This is a genomic window from Cupriavidus sp. a3, assembly GCF_051015765.1.
Classification (GTDB): Bacteria; Pseudomonadota; Gammaproteobacteria; order Burkholderiales; family Burkholderiaceae; genus Cupriavidus; species Cupriavidus oxalaticus_A.
This window is the reverse complement of sequence record NZ_CP170645.1, coordinates 362,068-375,010: the sequence shown is the minus strand read 5'-3', so window position 1 is coordinate 375,010 and position 12,943 is coordinate 362,068. Positions and strand designations below refer to the sequence as shown.

The window sequence follows — 12,943 nt, the reverse complement described above, 5'->3', positions numbered from 1 at the left end:
ACAGAAAATTCCTGCAAGGAATGCGAATGCTCGCCAATTTGCCATAGCTTTCAAAGTCATCGCCGCCCCAGTTGTGGCAGACAATTTCACTCTGAGAGAGCATCCGAAAAACATGAAAAATGGCCGAACAAGATCCACCCAAGATATCTGTCAGTGGGCTCAAGCCCATTGAGCGTCATAACAGCGAAGAACGTCTCAGCCGTCTCACGCCGACGACGGCCTCAGCCACCCTTCACGCCTACTGCTCAAAGTTCGCGCGCGACTTCCTGGATGCACACTTCTACTATTGTTCGTCCAAATTCGTTGTCGCGCGTGGCGGCAAGGTTAAGGCGCTGGACGAAGCGTTCCGCGACGCGGAGGAGTGGTATGGCAGTGCGCTGAGCTGGCTTTCGAAGACTGACCAGATCGAGATTCCGCTCTTCTACGAGGAAAAGGAGGTCAAGGTCTCCCATTCCTTCGCCGGTCGGTTGCTTCGATTGCTGATGCAATTCGACCGCATCTTCGTTGAGACCCTGTACAGCCAGGAATGCGGATCCATCTCCGCGGACCAGCGCGCCACGACAATTGAGATTGCCTCAAAGCGCATCGCCGCGATCCACCAACTTTGCATCCCGGACACCGACAAGTTCGACGCCGACGGCACACTGATTTCCTCTCACAGGAGCTCTTCCGATGGACATGCGTGACATCGAGCAGCTGCATGCTCAATACGCCCAACCACCCCTCACGATCGACATCTCTCCGGCGGGTGCAGCGACGGCGCCGCATCTAGCCTATGGCGGCACTTCCTCCGCACCTGCAAAGCCATCCACCTCTCCTTTCCCGTTCGCGGTGGGCCGAAATCAACTGCTGTGGGGCCTTGGCTTCATTGCCATCGCGGCGCTCATGTTTGCCATTGGAGCGTCGATTGGCAAACGGGAATCGCGTGGTGGCACCGAGCAGATGCAGCCACTTCCCTCCGCTTCCGATGCTTCCGCGGGTGTTCCGGCTGGCGACGGCCACGAATGGCCGCGCAAGTCCAACAACGTTCCCGCATCGGAAGTCGTTCAGAGCACTGTATTGCCGGCATCTGCTGCAGCCGCAGGGGCCCCGGCCTCCACAGCATCCGTTGCTCCGGTGCCGGTTGAACAGCCGAAGACGGAGACAGTGAAGCGACCTGCGGCCCCGGGGGCTCCTGCCCCTGCCCCTGCCCCTGCCCCTGCACCGGCATCGGCATCGGCGAGGGCCTCGACCGTACCGGCTCCGGCCAGGACAGCACAGCAGCTGCCCACTAGCGCGGCGCCGGCGCGAAACACAGCGGCGCAACATGCCAACACTCCCACCGACATCAAGATGTTCTAAGCGCCATGGATAATCCTCCCATCTTCAGCGTGCTGCGCGCCGGCATGAGCATCCACGGCGACATTGTTTCGGACCATGGCTTTACCTGCCTGGCGCTGGTCACCGGCAACGTTGGCGCTTCCCGGGGCCTGCTGCATATCGCGGCAGGCGGTGTCGTGCACGGCAACGTCGATGGCGAGCACGTCATCGTAGACGGCGTGGTCGAAGGCGACGTGGTCGGTCGGGCGTCGTTGCTGATCAACGGCCGGGTGAAAGGCCGGATCATCTACGCTGGCACTATCCGCCTGGGCCCGAATGCCGCCCTGGACGGCACCATCACCCGCATTCAGGCGGTGGGCTATGCGCCATCCCCACAAAAGGAGGGGGTGACCGTCGCTGATTCTGCTGCCGAAGCGTTGGAGTCGGCGAGCAGTTGAGGAACATGTTCCTTCTCAGAAATCGAAAAGTTCGGTTACACCCCCTCTCTTTCAAAAGCAAAAAGCCCGGCAAATATGCCGGGCATTTTGTCGTTTAGTACATGCGTCGCAGCGTCATCAGCTCCGCCTGCGTGAATACCTCAGGGAACGCGACCCATAGATAGTCAACGCCGCAGGTGGGATCTCGAAACGACACGTACGGAAAGTCATTCACCAACTGCATTCTGAAGATGCGCCCGCTTCCGTCCTTCCCGCGCACTTCGTACACGGCCCCATTTACGAGATCAAATACAACCCTTCCCCGCTTTAGCGTCACTGAGGATGCGGGCCCTTGCTCATATCGCTGGTCCATCCAGGCGTCATACTCGGCTTGGACTGCTTCCTGCCTGACCAAACTCTGCCACTCATCGACGAGTTCATGAAAGCGCTCCTTGTGGAAATGCGCCACATCAATGGGCTGCCGTTGCTTCAGTCGCTCCGCGACTCGTTGCCCCTCACTACCGATCGTGTTACGACAGACATTGCGGCTAGGAAACGCAGGACGCTTCGCGTCAGTGGTTCGGAACAGCCATCGAGGGTATCGGGAGTAAAAATCAATCAGCATCATGGCAACGAGCGAAAAAAAACCCCGGCAGTGCCGGGGCTTTGTGAACCTAAAACGACTACTTCCATGCCAAACATCGGCATGGAGCGTCGGTCGCTTTAGGGCTAGACAATTACGATTTCGTCATGCAATCAGTTCGATCGCAGCGTCCCAAGCCCGCTGCTTGAGTGCCGCGCCGGCACCGAACCACGCCGAATCCAGCCTATTGCCTGCATTGCGCGCTCGCTGCTGGTGATCGACGTACTCGGTCACGCTATTCACCAGACCCCAGGCAGTCCCGGCAGCCGATTCCAGCGTGGCGCCACGACCATTGCCCTCGAAGAGATTGAGCACTGCCTTCAGGCCACGCTCATTCACCTTGTCGGGACCGTGCGAATCCGGCTTCGTCCACGGGTACGTGAACAGCCGCTGGAAGAAGCGTTCCGATTCCACCTGACTCACCTTGCGGTCGGCCAGTTCGTGCATGCGCACCATGAAGCCACCCCACGACGAGATGGCGATGCCCAGCTCTTCCTTAACAGCGCGCGGGTCGAACTGGCTGCGGTGCGGCACCTTGACGGCACCGCGGTTGCGGCCAAGCGCAATTTGCAGCGTGTTGTTGCAAACCACTCGCACGGACGTGAACTGGGCCGTGGTGGCCAGGGTGCCATCGCAAGCCGTGGCCAGCAGCAGGTAGCCGCGGACCTCGTCGACGCCAGCAATCTTGGTCGACTGCCCCGTACGCGCGAGGGCCCAGAGCTTGCGCCCCTCCTTGAGCACACCTGCCGTTTCGAGCTGGTAGCCCCCGACCTCGGTCAGGTCGCGGTAGAAGTCGAGGATCTCCGAAGGCTGGACCACCTGGTACCGCTTCGACACCGTCGCAAGCGCCTTCTTGGTATCCGAGCGGAACAGCACCTTCTTCTGGGGAAACGAATGAATCGGATCGAGATCGTGGGAGCCGGCGCGATACATCACGTCGGTTTCCTCGATGCGCCAGTTCATGCCAGCAGCGTCCGCCCACACTTCGAGCGGCTGATTGCTTTCGAGCTGGTTGCCCAGGCCGTGCCACGGGGTAGCGCCGACATAAGCCATGGTTTGAACGAGATGAGACATGGGAAGACTCCTGAAAATGGGATAGCGCGAACACGGCTCCAAGGCCGGTCGCATGAAAGGAATGGAAGGATCAGAATCCGCAACGAGCTGGATTACGCGCGTGCGGGCAAGACTGGCGCTTCCCGTGGTCGCGCAAAGCGGGGCCAGGGCGACGCGCCATAATGGCTAGAGCAAGAGTTGGAGATGCATGTGGGCAAGGGAGGAGGCCCACGAGAGACGTCCCGACAGGGATCGTCCCTGTGGGAAGTTGCAGAGGATGACCGGCATGCCGGCTTGGTCGATGCGTCGTAGACGCAGGTAAAACTCGGTTCGGACTGAACGTCCTTCAGTGCGAACAGAGCTTTGTGTGTAGTGCAAAGGCTAACGCAAGCATCGCGTCCGGCCGACCCGAATGCTAAGGATATCCCCGCGTGATTTGAAGAAGACGCCCCCCGGCCAGTGGCCGGGGGGCAAAACAATCATGCGGCAAGCGGCACGGGCACGGCGACCTGCGCCAAGCGAGCCCGTGCATAGTCGAGCGTGCCGTCCTTCGCACGCAGCGGTCGGGAAGTCCGCTTTACCGGATCGTGGATCAGGTAACGTCTGGCACTACCGCGGGGCTCGTCGATGAGCTGCGAGAAGCCAGCGTCAATGCAAAAGTCGACGTACTCGCGTCCGCTCATCACCTGGCCGGTCTCAAGACGGTACTTGACCGCCTCGGCCTGGCGCACGGCCTCAGCCAGTTCACGCTCGGCACGCTTCTGAGCTTTCTCGATGGCTTCGTGAGCCTCCCATTCGGCCTGTTCGGCTTCCGAGAAGCCACACAGTTCAAACAGCCGGCGGCGGCGAGTCATCGCTGAACATTGAAGAACGTCGACACCGATCTCGTCACGGAGGGCGCGCTTAGAATCCGTGTTCCAGTCCTTCGGGCCGTCAAAGATCTGCAGGACCGCCGCCACATTGCGCTGCATGACAGCGAGCGCAACTCGGTTCGGCCACTCATAGCCATAGGCAGCGCGATAAGCTGCAGCGGCACAGGCCTGGCGATCGAACTCTCGCTGGCTGATTCTCCGCGCTTCCCGCTCGGTCCGGGCCTTGTCCATGCTCTCTTGGAACTGCCGTTGGCTGATCAGCGCGTGAATCCGTGCAGCCAGGCTCGTCACCGGCCGCGCGTTCTCTGCCGTCGGCGACTTGGGCGTCGGGACCGTCCGCGGTGGCAGGATGCCCGCCACGAACAGCGCGTCGTCGACCTCCACGTCACAACCGTCGCGCGGCACATGCCGGAGGGCGGCGAGCAGCTTGCCGACATTGTGGTTCGTGATCGCAAGCTTCTCGGCACACATGGTCCGGCAAAGCGCCTGCAACACGCTCGCCGACAAAGCACCCCGTAGCGCGGGTACCTCGATCAGCGGCTTCATCCAGAGGTCATGGCGGCTGTGGTGCGGGTTGTCGCGGTAGGTATTGACAATGCAATTCCGAACCTTCTCGCCACGCATCAGCGCATAGGCAACGTGCACCTCATGGCGGGCATTGGGGCTCGCATCAGGGGCATACAACGGTCCGTTGACGCCGTAACCGAAACGACGCTTGAACTCGCCGCAAACAAACTCGGCGATGTCGAACGTTCCCTTCTCCTCGAAAAGGTCTGCCGTCTGGAAGAGCGGTCCCGCGTCGCCTTGAGACATGTCGATGGCTTCCGCCGGGAAGTACGCCAAGCGGCCGGCGGCCATCACAGCGCCCCAGGACGCGCGGCTCATTTCGTGCGGGCGCAGGACTCTTCCACCCACGCGCACGATGAAGCGATCGACCTCGTCAAGAATCCTGGTCAGGATGGCGCGCCGGGTGCCCGTCGGGCGCACCGCGAAATTGCCGGACGCCAGGCGCACTACCGGGATTGCCCCGCGCTCGATGTGGCGCACGGAGATGTCTTCGACACGCGGCAACGCGCGGCCATCGCGGTCATCGTTCAGAAGCTGCAGCACGCCGGCGAGCGACGTGCGATTCTCGGCCTGCTGGCCGATATGGACAACGTACATGGTGGCTCCTGCGACGGAGCACGCCCCTTCGGGGACATGCCCCGAAAGGGTTGAAAGGAATCAAGGTTCAGGCGAGCGCTGCAGCGCGGCGTACCGGCCTGGATCGCCGGGCGACCACGCGTGCGGCAGCGACCTGCGACAGGAGATCAGGATCAACAACACGCCAGATTTCGCCGCGGCCAAGGCCGACCTGGTTCGACCGGCCGGTCTGGACGAACTTGCCGGTGGCCAGCAGCGCGGCCTTGAGCTCGGCCGGCAGGTTCCAGTCGGCCGACGCAAGAATCTCGTCCTCGGCAAGGTCGGCGTCCTGCACGTTCACCGACAGCGCGCCGTAGGGCATGCCGTCGTCGGCGCAGACGAGCGAGAAAGCCGCGCGCAGGTTGGTGGCATAGACACTGGCGCGCAGCAGCACGCCAGCTGGGTAGCTGGCCAGGCCACCTCCGAAGATGGCTTCGTTCATGGGGCAACTCCTGTTTCGATGGGAGTCGCCCGACGGGACGACGCCCGCGTGGGTGTGGAAACGAAAAAACGCACCCCAAGAGGTGCGTTCAAATGGGAGCCGACGATGGCGGCCCCTGAGAATGGCTTGGACTCAGTCCTTATGGACGCGACGACCGTTGCGATCCGCCCAAAGCAGGAACGCTGAGACCACGCCAGTAACGACGAGGACGGCTAAACCGAACATGTCAATCTCCTTTGGAAAGGACTGCGCCTACTACGAATAGTACAACACTGCCGACAAGCAAGCAGAAGATCTCCCATGCAGCGAGAAGAGACCATGTCTGTACGGACTTGAAGTAACCGACCAGACCGATCAAGGCAGCTGCCGACAGGGTATGCGCAAAGCGCCCATACTGCTGGCGTTGGTCCTTGTGCGGCTCAATGATGGCCCGCCAGGCGAGATACCAAAAGCCATCACGGCGGCGGGAATTGCTGTCCAGGCGATACTGGTCCGCATCCTGATGCACCAACTGGTACTTGTAACCGTTGTCGTGCGCCACGATCTCGAATCCCTCGCCAGCATTTCGGGCCCGGTCAATGGAAACAGAGAACCGCGCCGGCAAGGTCACAACGCCCTTGGCTCGATCAATTTGTGCTTTTCCAGACACCTCCTCACCGGAGGTTGCTGAGAATGTCACTTTTATTAGCGTCGACATGGCTACTCCTCAGCTACGCCGCCCAGCCACCACGCGGAGCGTGGAAACCAGATCGTCATAGCCTTGGTCGGTCGCCAACGACTCCACGTTGACAGTGTTGTCGCGCCCTCCGGACATGTCATTGCGGCCGCGGCACGTCCGGTAGGACATGCGCACCCCGCCTTCCTGGCCAGGACCGTGCTGGATCTCGACAAGCAACGAGCTCGTATGCAAGGCGAACACGTTGACGTCACGGCGCTGCTGGCGATGCTCGCGAATCGTGTAGTCCCGCGGGCTGAGTGCCATGTCGCCGGCGAAGCGGCGCAGCACGCGGCATGCGTCACGGCGAACCGCTTGGCAGGCCGAAGAGTTGGTCGACGGGTGCCGACCGAAGAATGATTTGGGAAGTTTCATGATGTCCTCGAGAATGCGCGGGACACCCTTTCCCTACGGGACGAGTGTCCCGCAATGGGTAGGTCCAGCAGTGCCGGACAGTTTGTCGATGCGTCAGCGACGCAGGTGAAAGCGACTTGCCGAAGCCATGGCGGCTTCGGCAAGCCCTCTCGGGGCTTGCATTCTTGATGTCAGGTGACATCAAGCATTTTTGCCATCGCGCGAACGACCTCCCAGCCTTGCCGTTCCGTCAGCGTCTTGCCAATCAGCAGCTTCTCGGCCGTCGTCGTGAGGTTCGGCGCGTTGCCGATATAGCCGATTCGATCGACGAAGACGCCCCAACCTTCCGACCAACCACGCTGCATGTAGACAGCGAGCCGATCGCGAGCGCCAAGGACTGGCCATGGCCGACTCGGCTTGGGTCCATACATGGCTTCGTTGTCGTCATTGAGAAAGTTGGCGGCGTTCAGCCACTCCGGCTCCAACTCGGTACCGCGTAGTCCGTCTTCGAGTTGCCGCACCACTTCGGCTATGGTCTTGCCCTCGGTGAGGACGTGTGCGAATTTCAGTCGTGCGTCTGCGCATGCAGGCATGGAATGCTCCGATGAACGCACGGAGCCCCGCGCGGGGACTCCGCGCGGGAAGTTGCAGGATTGGAACCGAAGTTCGTTAGCGAGTGAGACGGTAGCCGCCGGCACCCGAGACGAGATACAGCCGCTCGCCAGAGACGAATTGCTGATCCGCATCCTGGGTAACGACGACCTGGCGGCCACTATCCGTGCGGACAATGACTTCCACGCCATCGCGGCGGCTCAACTGGTTCGCCGCCGTCTGTGCGATGACCGCTGAGACGGTGCCAGACAGGGCGCCGGCCAGATAGCGGCCATTGCCGTCGCCGATGATGCGCGCACCAAGCACCGCGCCGACGACGGCGCCGAGAACACCCGGCACGCCGGATTGCGCCGACATAATGCCGTCCCTGTCGAGAATCGTGACCGGGCGAACCCTGACGACGGTGACAGCTTCCGCACTACTGATGCGCAGCGCTTCCGTCGCCCGGTAGGTATTGGGCGAAGTAGGCTGTGCAGCGCAGCCGGTGAAAACGGCGCAGCAAAGGAACAGCAGAAAGAATCGCTTGAACATGATGGCCTCAACGAAGATGGAGCCATCATGCCCACGGGCAGGAAGGCCCGTAGGGGGAAGAAAAGGGATGTCCGGCTATACAACCGGAAGTGTCGATGCGTCGGAGACGCGGTAGGTGCAGCTATGTTAGCAGCGTCGAGCGGATTTGTGGAGCCACTCAATCGGCGCAGCTTACTTACCCCGCATCGGCTTCCGGTCAGCCGCATTCTGCGTCACGCCAACACCAACTGTCGCCGATCCCATAAAGAATCAGAGTTGCGCCTCCAACGCGATGCGGCCTTCCCTGGATGGAAACTGCACCGTGCTCATCGGAGAGCAGAAAGGAAGAATCACTTGCTACGTACTCGAGCGCTGGCATCGACTCACATAATTGCAGCGCTGACGCAAGCGTAAACAGCGGCACCAGGAAGCCGTTCCAACTGACTCCGTTCCAGTAGGCGTCAACCGAGAAGTTCTCCGGTAGCCAGTCGCCGGATACCCGAACCGGTTGGTATTCGAGAGAAAAAGGTGCATGGGGGTCTTGCATAGTGGTGTGCTCCAGATTGCCCGAAGCACAGCCCACCAGGGTGGTGTGCCCCGGGTGGGTGAATAAAAATTCGATGCGTCTCGACCGAGACGCTCCAAGAGAGAAAGCCATCCCCAAGCGATCGGGGATGGCTGGCTCAATCGGCCGCTCGAGTGGCGCGTCTAGCGCGCCGCTTCGGTTCGGGCAAGTGATACCCGAACCGCGCCCAGGCCTGCGGGTCCACCGGCAAGGGGTTGGTATGCCCCACAGCCAGATTCACGAACGCGCCGCAGTACTTCAGCGCCCCCGTGCGAAACAGCGTCCAGAGCAGGTTGTAGGCCTGCACCGCAATCGCCTGATTGATCACCAGAGACTGCTTTTGCAGCGCCTCTGCCATCGAGCAGGACGGCGCAGTGTCGGCCTTGTCCCCTTTCGGGTTCAGCAGCTCGGGGAACAGGTCGCCCACATGGGGCAAGCGCTGCGCCGCCTTGCCTCGCACTTGGCCGAGGATCACTTGGCCACTGTCCGACTCGTTGCCGCAGTCAAGATAATAGCCACCTGTGCCACGATTCATCGCTCCAAGGATCGCCTTGCGGGCGGCCCGCGTATCGACGCAGCCAATCACCATGTCGCAGACTAAGCGATCCCCGCTGCCGATCCGACGCGTCTGCGCTTCCCAGCGCGTCCCCATCAGATTGTTCAGCCGGTTCACGATCAGCGTGGCCTTGTGCTGGCCAACATCAACGGGATAGAAGCCCTGACGACCGATATTGGTCTCGCTGACGGTATCGTCATCGTAGACCGTGCAATCGATGCCGCCCGGATGGCCCAGCTCCAGCATGGCGTGATGCAGCCGCGCCAGATTGGGTAGCAAGGCACTGCCGGTGCCGCCGGCGCCAACCACTGCCACCTTCCATGCTTGGGTCGTCATGCTCGAAGGAATGCGATGCTCGAAGGTCATGCCAGCACCTCCTCGCGCGCAGCGGCATACCAGTCGGCTGGAACCTTCTCCACGTTCTCGAAAATGCCCTTGGCGCACAGCCGCAGCGCCATCGAAGGCGTTGGCGCATCGCAATTGCCCATCACGAACGCAAACTTCACGTCGTGCCGGTCGTCTTCATTGTCCGTCGGCGAGAATTTCGCGGTATGACGGCCGTGCGAATGGCAGTCGACTACCAGCACCTCGTCGTTCCCGAGCGCGGGGCGGTCGTACTTCAGATGACCACCGCTATGCTCCAAGATCTGCACAGGGACTAGCCGAAATGCCGCAGTTGCGGCATTCCAAACTACCCATCCGCCCGTTTCCTTGGGGTGCGTGACGCGCGCCATCATGGCGAACTCACCAATCAGGCTCTCCGGGATACGGCCGCAGCGTAGCTCGGTGGCTTCCATCGCCTCACCGTAGGGAATCGCGGTGCGATGCTGGAAAGCGCCGAGATGGCGGACGACACGCAGCCAGGGGCGGACGATCTCAAGGAACACGCCGTTGGCCGCGATGAGCAGACGCTCGCCGGACCGTTCCATGGGGGCGAGCGCGCCGAAGCGCGGCACCATCACAGAAGGAAAGGATTGCTGCAGAGCAGCGTCAGCAGGATTCATAATGACTTGTCCAGTTTGCCGGCGATCAGATCGCCCAGCTTGAGTTTCATGGGAACGAGAACTTGCCTTGGGTAGTCGGGAAACTGCCCGTCAAGCATGTCCTTCCAGAAGGCATAGGCGCCGCGCTCATATGTCACGCGTTTGGCGCCATGGTTGGGATGGGTGAAGGCCGAGTTGAAGAACCCGGCTTCCCAGCCTGCAATGGATGCCACGTCAATCTGCTTGGGCACATGTGCTGAGCCGATGCAGATCTTCCCGTGATCCCAGGTGTTGAAGTACGGCGGCTCGCAAAGCTCGCTGGCCGGTACCGGGCGCTCGTCCCCTTTCAGGGCGAAGACCCGGAACCCGGACTGCGATGCCTGGAACACCAGCGCGGGGTGTGGCACCACCGCGCTGCGTTTGCCGAATTCCTTGCAATCGAAGAACACGCGCCGCTGTGCCGCTGGACACCACCATGTCACCGCGCTCGGGCTGATCGACAGGACGTTGGGTGTGAGGAACTCGCCTTTGGGGAGCGAGGCCTCTGCCACCTCACGGACTGCGTGGATCAACGCCATACGGTTCAACGGCGTGCCGGCGCCAATGACGGGCCGACCCGAACCATCCGGCTCGATGCGATGGGCCGTGGCGTAGGAAAACTGCCCTGGTCCTTGCCCATAAAGCAAAATGGCCCCTTGCAGGGCCACATCGTGCGACCGCGTAGCGGTCAGGATTTCGGCCATGTGGCCCTCCTAGTCAGAAATGAGTGTGAGAACGCGATCGAGCGCCGAGATGGTCTTCAGCATGCCGTCCAGGTCTCTGAACTGCTGACGGATCGCTACAGGCTCGCTCGCAACGGGGATGAAGCACTGGAACATCGTCGCGTCGCCGTTGCTATTGAGCCCGTCATAGAGGTCATCGAGGACCTGCGTGACGTAGTCCGACTGCCTATAGGCGAGCGTGGCCGCGGAGTATGCCGGCTCGGCCCACTGTGATCCTGCAACGGCCGACCTATCGCCTTGCCTCTTCAGGGTCAGGTTCAGTTCGGCCAGCGCGACACATAGGTCCTTGACCCAGCCATTGTTGGTACGAGACAGCTCATAGAGCTTCCGGCTGCCGAATGCTCTCAGCTTGCTCGACGCTGGATAGCCGTGGCAGGCCGGTGGCAATACGTCATCCGGTGCGAGTTCCGGCCTCACAACAGACGGCAGGTATCGCTCGATTTCGCCTTCATCCATGCCACAACTTTCCGCGAGGAATTCCCTGGCGTTGTTGTCGTCGGCAAGGGTGCTGTCGTACTCCCAGTGCCACCGCGCAAACAGGTCAAGCAGGACTTCAGGGGTGCGCAGGAAGAGCGACTTCGCGCTGGCGGTGTTGACCAGCGACATCGCGGTGTAGAGCAGGTGCGGATGCGCCGCTCGCAGCGCGCTCGTGCGCGCTTCACCGATGAAGTAGACGTCGTCGCCGGGCATGTCGATGGCGAGATACAGCGGCGCCTCGATCTCGTCTTCCCAGCCGAATTGCATCAACTGATCCTTAGCAGCGCCAATGTCGATCAGCGAGAAGCCGAAGCTCAGTCGCTTGCACTCTGGGGTGCGGGCGCGCAGCCATGCAAACATGGCTTGGGCGAAGGCATCGCCAGCACCGGTTGGGTTCGACACATCGCTCGCCCGCAGTACGCCGGCGGCGAACTGTGCACGGACAAGGTCCATCACATCGACCTCGTCCCCGAAGGTGAGCAGCCCGCTATTCGGAACCCCAGCAGGGATGGCCGGCAGCGTCAGAAAATCATGGGCAGGTCGACGTCCGGTAACGGGATGTTGTCGCGCAGGCGCCCATGCGGGTTGTCCTGCATCGACCTCTGGAACAAACGACCGAGGATCGAACAGCATTGTTGGGTCTCCTCAGAATGTAAAAAGACCGCCCTTTTGGGCGGCTCCGTAGTGGTAGCGAACTGACCGGTGGCCAGTGCGTTCATCAGGTCAGATTTGCGCATGCGCGCCCTTGGCGCCGGCGGCGCGGACGAAGGTGAAGCTCGCGACGTCGCCCTTCACCTCCGGGCCATCCACCGAGGCGGTGGTCAGCTCGGGATACTGAGCCGAATAGATGTCGCGCACCTGTTCTGGCGTAAACGCCGGACCAGGGTCCACAAGGGTCATGCCGTTGTAGGAGAACTGACGAAGCAGCTTCTTGATTTCGAGTGCCATGTCTGTCTCCTTAGAGCAGGGACGCCAGATCCGTGCCGGCCGAGGCCGGCGCAATCGCCTTGGCGTCCGCCTCGGTCTGCGCAGCATCACCGTCTTCGGCATCGCCTGCTTCGTTATCATCATCCGACGCGCTTGAAGCCTCCGACGCCGATGGCGATGCGGCCTTGGCCAGCGCCTTCGTCGCCTTGGACGATTGCGTGGACTTGGCGGCATCGAGAATCGACTTCGTTGCCTCGGCCTGTTCGGCCAGCGAGCGATGCGCTTCGCTCACACTTGTGACGGCCGACGCGAACTCGGCATCCAGTTCCGCGGGCGTTGCCGACAGCACCAGAGGCGAAGTCAGTGCGGCATCCGCGGCATTCTTGATGACTGGCAGCACGACAACGGACATGACATCGCCCTGCATGGACAGCGTAACAACAACCTTGTCGCTCGCGCGGACGAGCGGCGCCAATTCAGTGAACATGGTGAATCCTTTTGGGGAAATGGGATGACGCAGGGCGCCGGTTGGCG

The 12,943-nt window shown here is 61.6% G+C and carries 18 protein-coding genes; 3 read left to right on the top strand and 15 right to left on the bottom strand.

Annotated features, from left to right (window positions below):
- Positions 1-119 precede the first annotated feature (119 nt).
- From ACAD63_RS34610 to ACAD63_RS34600, 3 genes are read left to right on the top strand one after another with little or no spacing between them, the layout of a single operon-like run.
- The gene (locus ACAD63_RS34610; RefSeq protein WP_434034782.1) at positions 120-686 is read left to right on the top strand and encodes a hypothetical protein; all 567 of its coding nucleotides are present in this window, start codon (positions 120-122) and stop codon (positions 684-686) included.
- The gene (locus ACAD63_RS34605) at positions 673-1,341 is read left to right on the top strand and encodes a hypothetical protein (protein ID WP_434034781.1); all 669 of its coding nucleotides are present in this window, start codon (positions 673-675) and stop codon (positions 1,339-1,341) included. The genes ACAD63_RS34610 and ACAD63_RS34605 overlap by 14 nt, the downstream gene beginning before the upstream one ends.
- A gap of 5 nt (positions 1,342-1,346) precedes the next feature.
- Complete coding sequence (locus tag ACAD63_RS34600; protein ID WP_434034780.1) at positions 1,347-1,757, top strand: polymer-forming cytoskeletal protein; 411 nt, start codon at positions 1,347-1,349, stop codon at positions 1,755-1,757.
- Positions 1,758-1,851: 94 nt separating this feature from the next.
- Here ACAD63_RS34600 and ACAD63_RS34595 read toward each other — a convergent pair whose 3' ends face one another.
- The 15 genes from ACAD63_RS34595 to ACAD63_RS34525 form a co-directional block, all read right to left on the bottom strand.
- Positions 1,852-2,364, bottom strand: a complete 513-nt coding sequence (locus ACAD63_RS34595) for a hypothetical protein (protein WP_434034779.1) — start codon at positions 2,362-2,364, stop codon at positions 1,852-1,854.
- A gap of 120 nt (positions 2,365-2,484) precedes the next feature.
- Complete coding sequence (locus tag ACAD63_RS34590; RefSeq protein ID WP_434034778.1) at positions 2,485-3,453, bottom strand: DUF932 domain-containing protein; 969 nt, start codon at positions 3,451-3,453, stop codon at positions 2,485-2,487.
- A 458-nt stretch (positions 3,454-3,911) separates the two neighbouring features.
- On the bottom strand, positions 3,912-5,468 hold the full coding sequence (locus ACAD63_RS34585) for a hypothetical protein (protein WP_434034777.1): 1,557 nt from the start codon (positions 5,466-5,468) through the stop codon (positions 3,912-3,914).
- A 67-nt stretch (positions 5,469-5,535) separates the two neighbouring features.
- Positions 5,536-5,928 carry a hypothetical protein gene (locus ACAD63_RS34580; RefSeq protein WP_434034776.1) on the bottom strand — a complete coding sequence of 131 codons (393 nt, stop codon included), beginning with the start codon at positions 5,926-5,928 and terminating at the stop codon, positions 5,536-5,538.
- A 226-nt stretch (positions 5,929-6,154) separates the two neighbouring features.
- Complete coding sequence (locus ACAD63_RS34575; protein WP_434034775.1) at positions 6,155-6,625, bottom strand: hypothetical protein; 471 nt, start codon at positions 6,623-6,625, stop codon at positions 6,155-6,157.
- A 9-nt stretch (positions 6,626-6,634) separates the two neighbouring features.
- The gene (locus tag ACAD63_RS34570) at positions 6,635-7,018 is read right to left on the bottom strand and encodes a hypothetical protein (RefSeq protein WP_434034774.1); all 384 of its coding nucleotides are present in this window, start codon (positions 7,016-7,018) and stop codon (positions 6,635-6,637) included.
- A 170-nt stretch (positions 7,019-7,188) separates the two neighbouring features.
- Positions 7,189-7,590: a hypothetical protein gene (locus ACAD63_RS34565; RefSeq protein WP_434034773.1), complete on the bottom strand. Its 402-nt coding sequence runs from the start codon at positions 7,588-7,590 to the stop codon at positions 7,189-7,191.
- 76 nt (positions 7,591-7,666) lie between these two features.
- The gene (locus tag ACAD63_RS34560; protein ID WP_434034772.1) at positions 7,667-8,140 is read right to left on the bottom strand and encodes a glycine zipper 2TM domain-containing protein; all 474 of its coding nucleotides are present in this window, start codon (positions 8,138-8,140) and stop codon (positions 7,667-7,669) included.
- A 196-nt stretch (positions 8,141-8,336) separates the two neighbouring features.
- Complete coding sequence (locus ACAD63_RS34555; RefSeq protein ID WP_434034771.1) at positions 8,337-8,666, bottom strand: hypothetical protein; 330 nt, start codon at positions 8,664-8,666, stop codon at positions 8,337-8,339.
- A 136-nt stretch (positions 8,667-8,802) separates the two neighbouring features.
- Positions 8,803-9,606 (bottom strand): PRTRC system ThiF family protein, encoded by an 804-nt coding sequence (locus tag ACAD63_RS34550; protein ID WP_434034770.1) that lies wholly within the window; start codon positions 9,604-9,606, stop codon positions 8,803-8,805.
- Positions 9,603-10,244: a PRTRC system protein A gene (locus ACAD63_RS34545; RefSeq protein WP_434034769.1), complete on the bottom strand. Its 642-nt coding sequence runs from the start codon at positions 10,242-10,244 to the stop codon at positions 9,603-9,605. The genes ACAD63_RS34550 and ACAD63_RS34545 overlap by 4 nt, the downstream gene beginning before the upstream one ends.
- The gene (locus ACAD63_RS34540; RefSeq protein WP_434034768.1) at positions 10,241-10,966 is read right to left on the bottom strand and encodes a PRTRC system protein B; all 726 of its coding nucleotides are present in this window, start codon (positions 10,964-10,966) and stop codon (positions 10,241-10,243) included. The genes ACAD63_RS34545 and ACAD63_RS34540 overlap by 4 nt, the downstream gene beginning before the upstream one ends.
- A 9-nt stretch (positions 10,967-10,975) precedes the next feature.
- Complete coding sequence (locus ACAD63_RS34535; protein ID WP_434034767.1) at positions 10,976-12,115, bottom strand: PRTRC system protein F; 1,140 nt, start codon at positions 12,113-12,115, stop codon at positions 10,976-10,978.
- 90 nt (positions 12,116-12,205) lie between these two features.
- Positions 12,206-12,430: a PRTRC system protein C gene (locus ACAD63_RS34530; RefSeq protein ID WP_434034766.1), complete on the bottom strand. Its 225-nt coding sequence runs from the start codon at positions 12,428-12,430 to the stop codon at positions 12,206-12,208.
- A gap of 10 nt (positions 12,431-12,440) precedes the next feature.
- On the bottom strand, positions 12,441-12,896 hold the full coding sequence (locus ACAD63_RS34525) for a PRTRC system protein E (protein ID WP_434034765.1): 456 nt from the start codon (positions 12,894-12,896) through the stop codon (positions 12,441-12,443).
- Positions 12,897-12,943 lie beyond the last annotated feature (47 nt).

What these genes read in the sequence shown, in the direction of transcription:
- ACAD63_RS34610 (WP_434034782.1), top strand. Translation starts at nt 120, where the DNA reads ATGGCCGAACAAGATCCACCCAAGATATCTGTCAGTGGGCTCAAGCCC.
- ACAD63_RS34605 (WP_434034781.1), top strand. Translation starts at nt 673, where the DNA reads ATGGACATGCGTGACATCGAGCAGCTGCATGCTCAATACGCCCAACCA.
- ACAD63_RS34600 (WP_434034780.1), top strand. Translation starts at nt 1,347, where the DNA reads ATGGATAATCCTCCCATCTTCAGCGTGCTGCGCGCCGGCATGAGCATC.
- ACAD63_RS34595 (WP_434034779.1), bottom strand. Translation starts at nt 2,364, where the DNA reads ATGATGCTGATTGATTTTTACTCCCGATACCCTCGATGGCTGTTCCGA.
- ACAD63_RS34590 (WP_434034778.1), bottom strand. Translation starts at nt 3,453, where the DNA reads ATGTCTCATCTCGTTCAAACCATGGCTTATGTCGGCGCTACCCCGTGG.
- ACAD63_RS34585 (WP_434034777.1), bottom strand. Translation starts at nt 5,468, where the DNA reads ATGTACGTTGTCCATATCGGCCAGCAGGCCGAGAATCGCACGTCGCTC.
- ACAD63_RS34580 (WP_434034776.1), bottom strand. Translation starts at nt 5,928, where the DNA reads ATGAACGAAGCCATCTTCGGAGGTGGCCTGGCCAGCTACCCAGCTGGC.
- ACAD63_RS34575 (WP_434034775.1), bottom strand. Translation starts at nt 6,625, where the DNA reads ATGTCGACGCTAATAAAAGTGACATTCTCAGCAACCTCCGGTGAGGAG.
- ACAD63_RS34570 (WP_434034774.1), bottom strand. Translation starts at nt 7,018, where the DNA reads ATGAAACTTCCCAAATCATTCTTCGGTCGGCACCCGTCGACCAACTCT.
- ACAD63_RS34565 (WP_434034773.1), bottom strand. Translation starts at nt 7,590, where the DNA reads ATGCCTGCATGCGCAGACGCACGACTGAAATTCGCACACGTCCTCACC.
- ACAD63_RS34560 (WP_434034772.1), bottom strand. Translation starts at nt 8,140, where the DNA reads ATGTTCAAGCGATTCTTTCTGCTGTTCCTTTGCTGCGCCGTTTTCACC.
- ACAD63_RS34555 (WP_434034771.1), bottom strand. Translation starts at nt 8,666, where the DNA reads ATGCAAGACCCCCATGCACCTTTTTCTCTCGAATACCAACCGGTTCGG.
- ACAD63_RS34550 (WP_434034770.1), bottom strand. Translation starts at nt 9,606, where the DNA reads ATGACCTTCGAGCATCGCATTCCTTCGAGCATGACGACCCAAGCATGG.
- ACAD63_RS34545 (WP_434034769.1), bottom strand. Translation starts at nt 10,244, where the DNA reads ATGAATCCTGCTGACGCTGCTCTGCAGCAATCCTTTCCTTCTGTGATG.
- ACAD63_RS34540 (WP_434034768.1), bottom strand. Translation starts at nt 10,966, where the DNA reads ATGGCCGAAATCCTGACCGCTACGCGGTCGCACGATGTGGCCCTGCAA.
- ACAD63_RS34535 (WP_434034767.1), bottom strand. Translation starts at nt 12,115, where the DNA reads ATGCTGTTCGATCCTCGGTCGTTTGTTCCAGAGGTCGATGCAGGACAA.
- ACAD63_RS34530 (WP_434034766.1), bottom strand. Translation starts at nt 12,430, where the DNA reads ATGGCACTCGAAATCAAGAAGCTGCTTCGTCAGTTCTCCTACAACGGC.
- ACAD63_RS34525 (WP_434034765.1), bottom strand. Translation starts at nt 12,896, where the DNA reads ATGTTCACTGAATTGGCGCCGCTCGTCCGCGCGAGCGACAAGGTTGTT.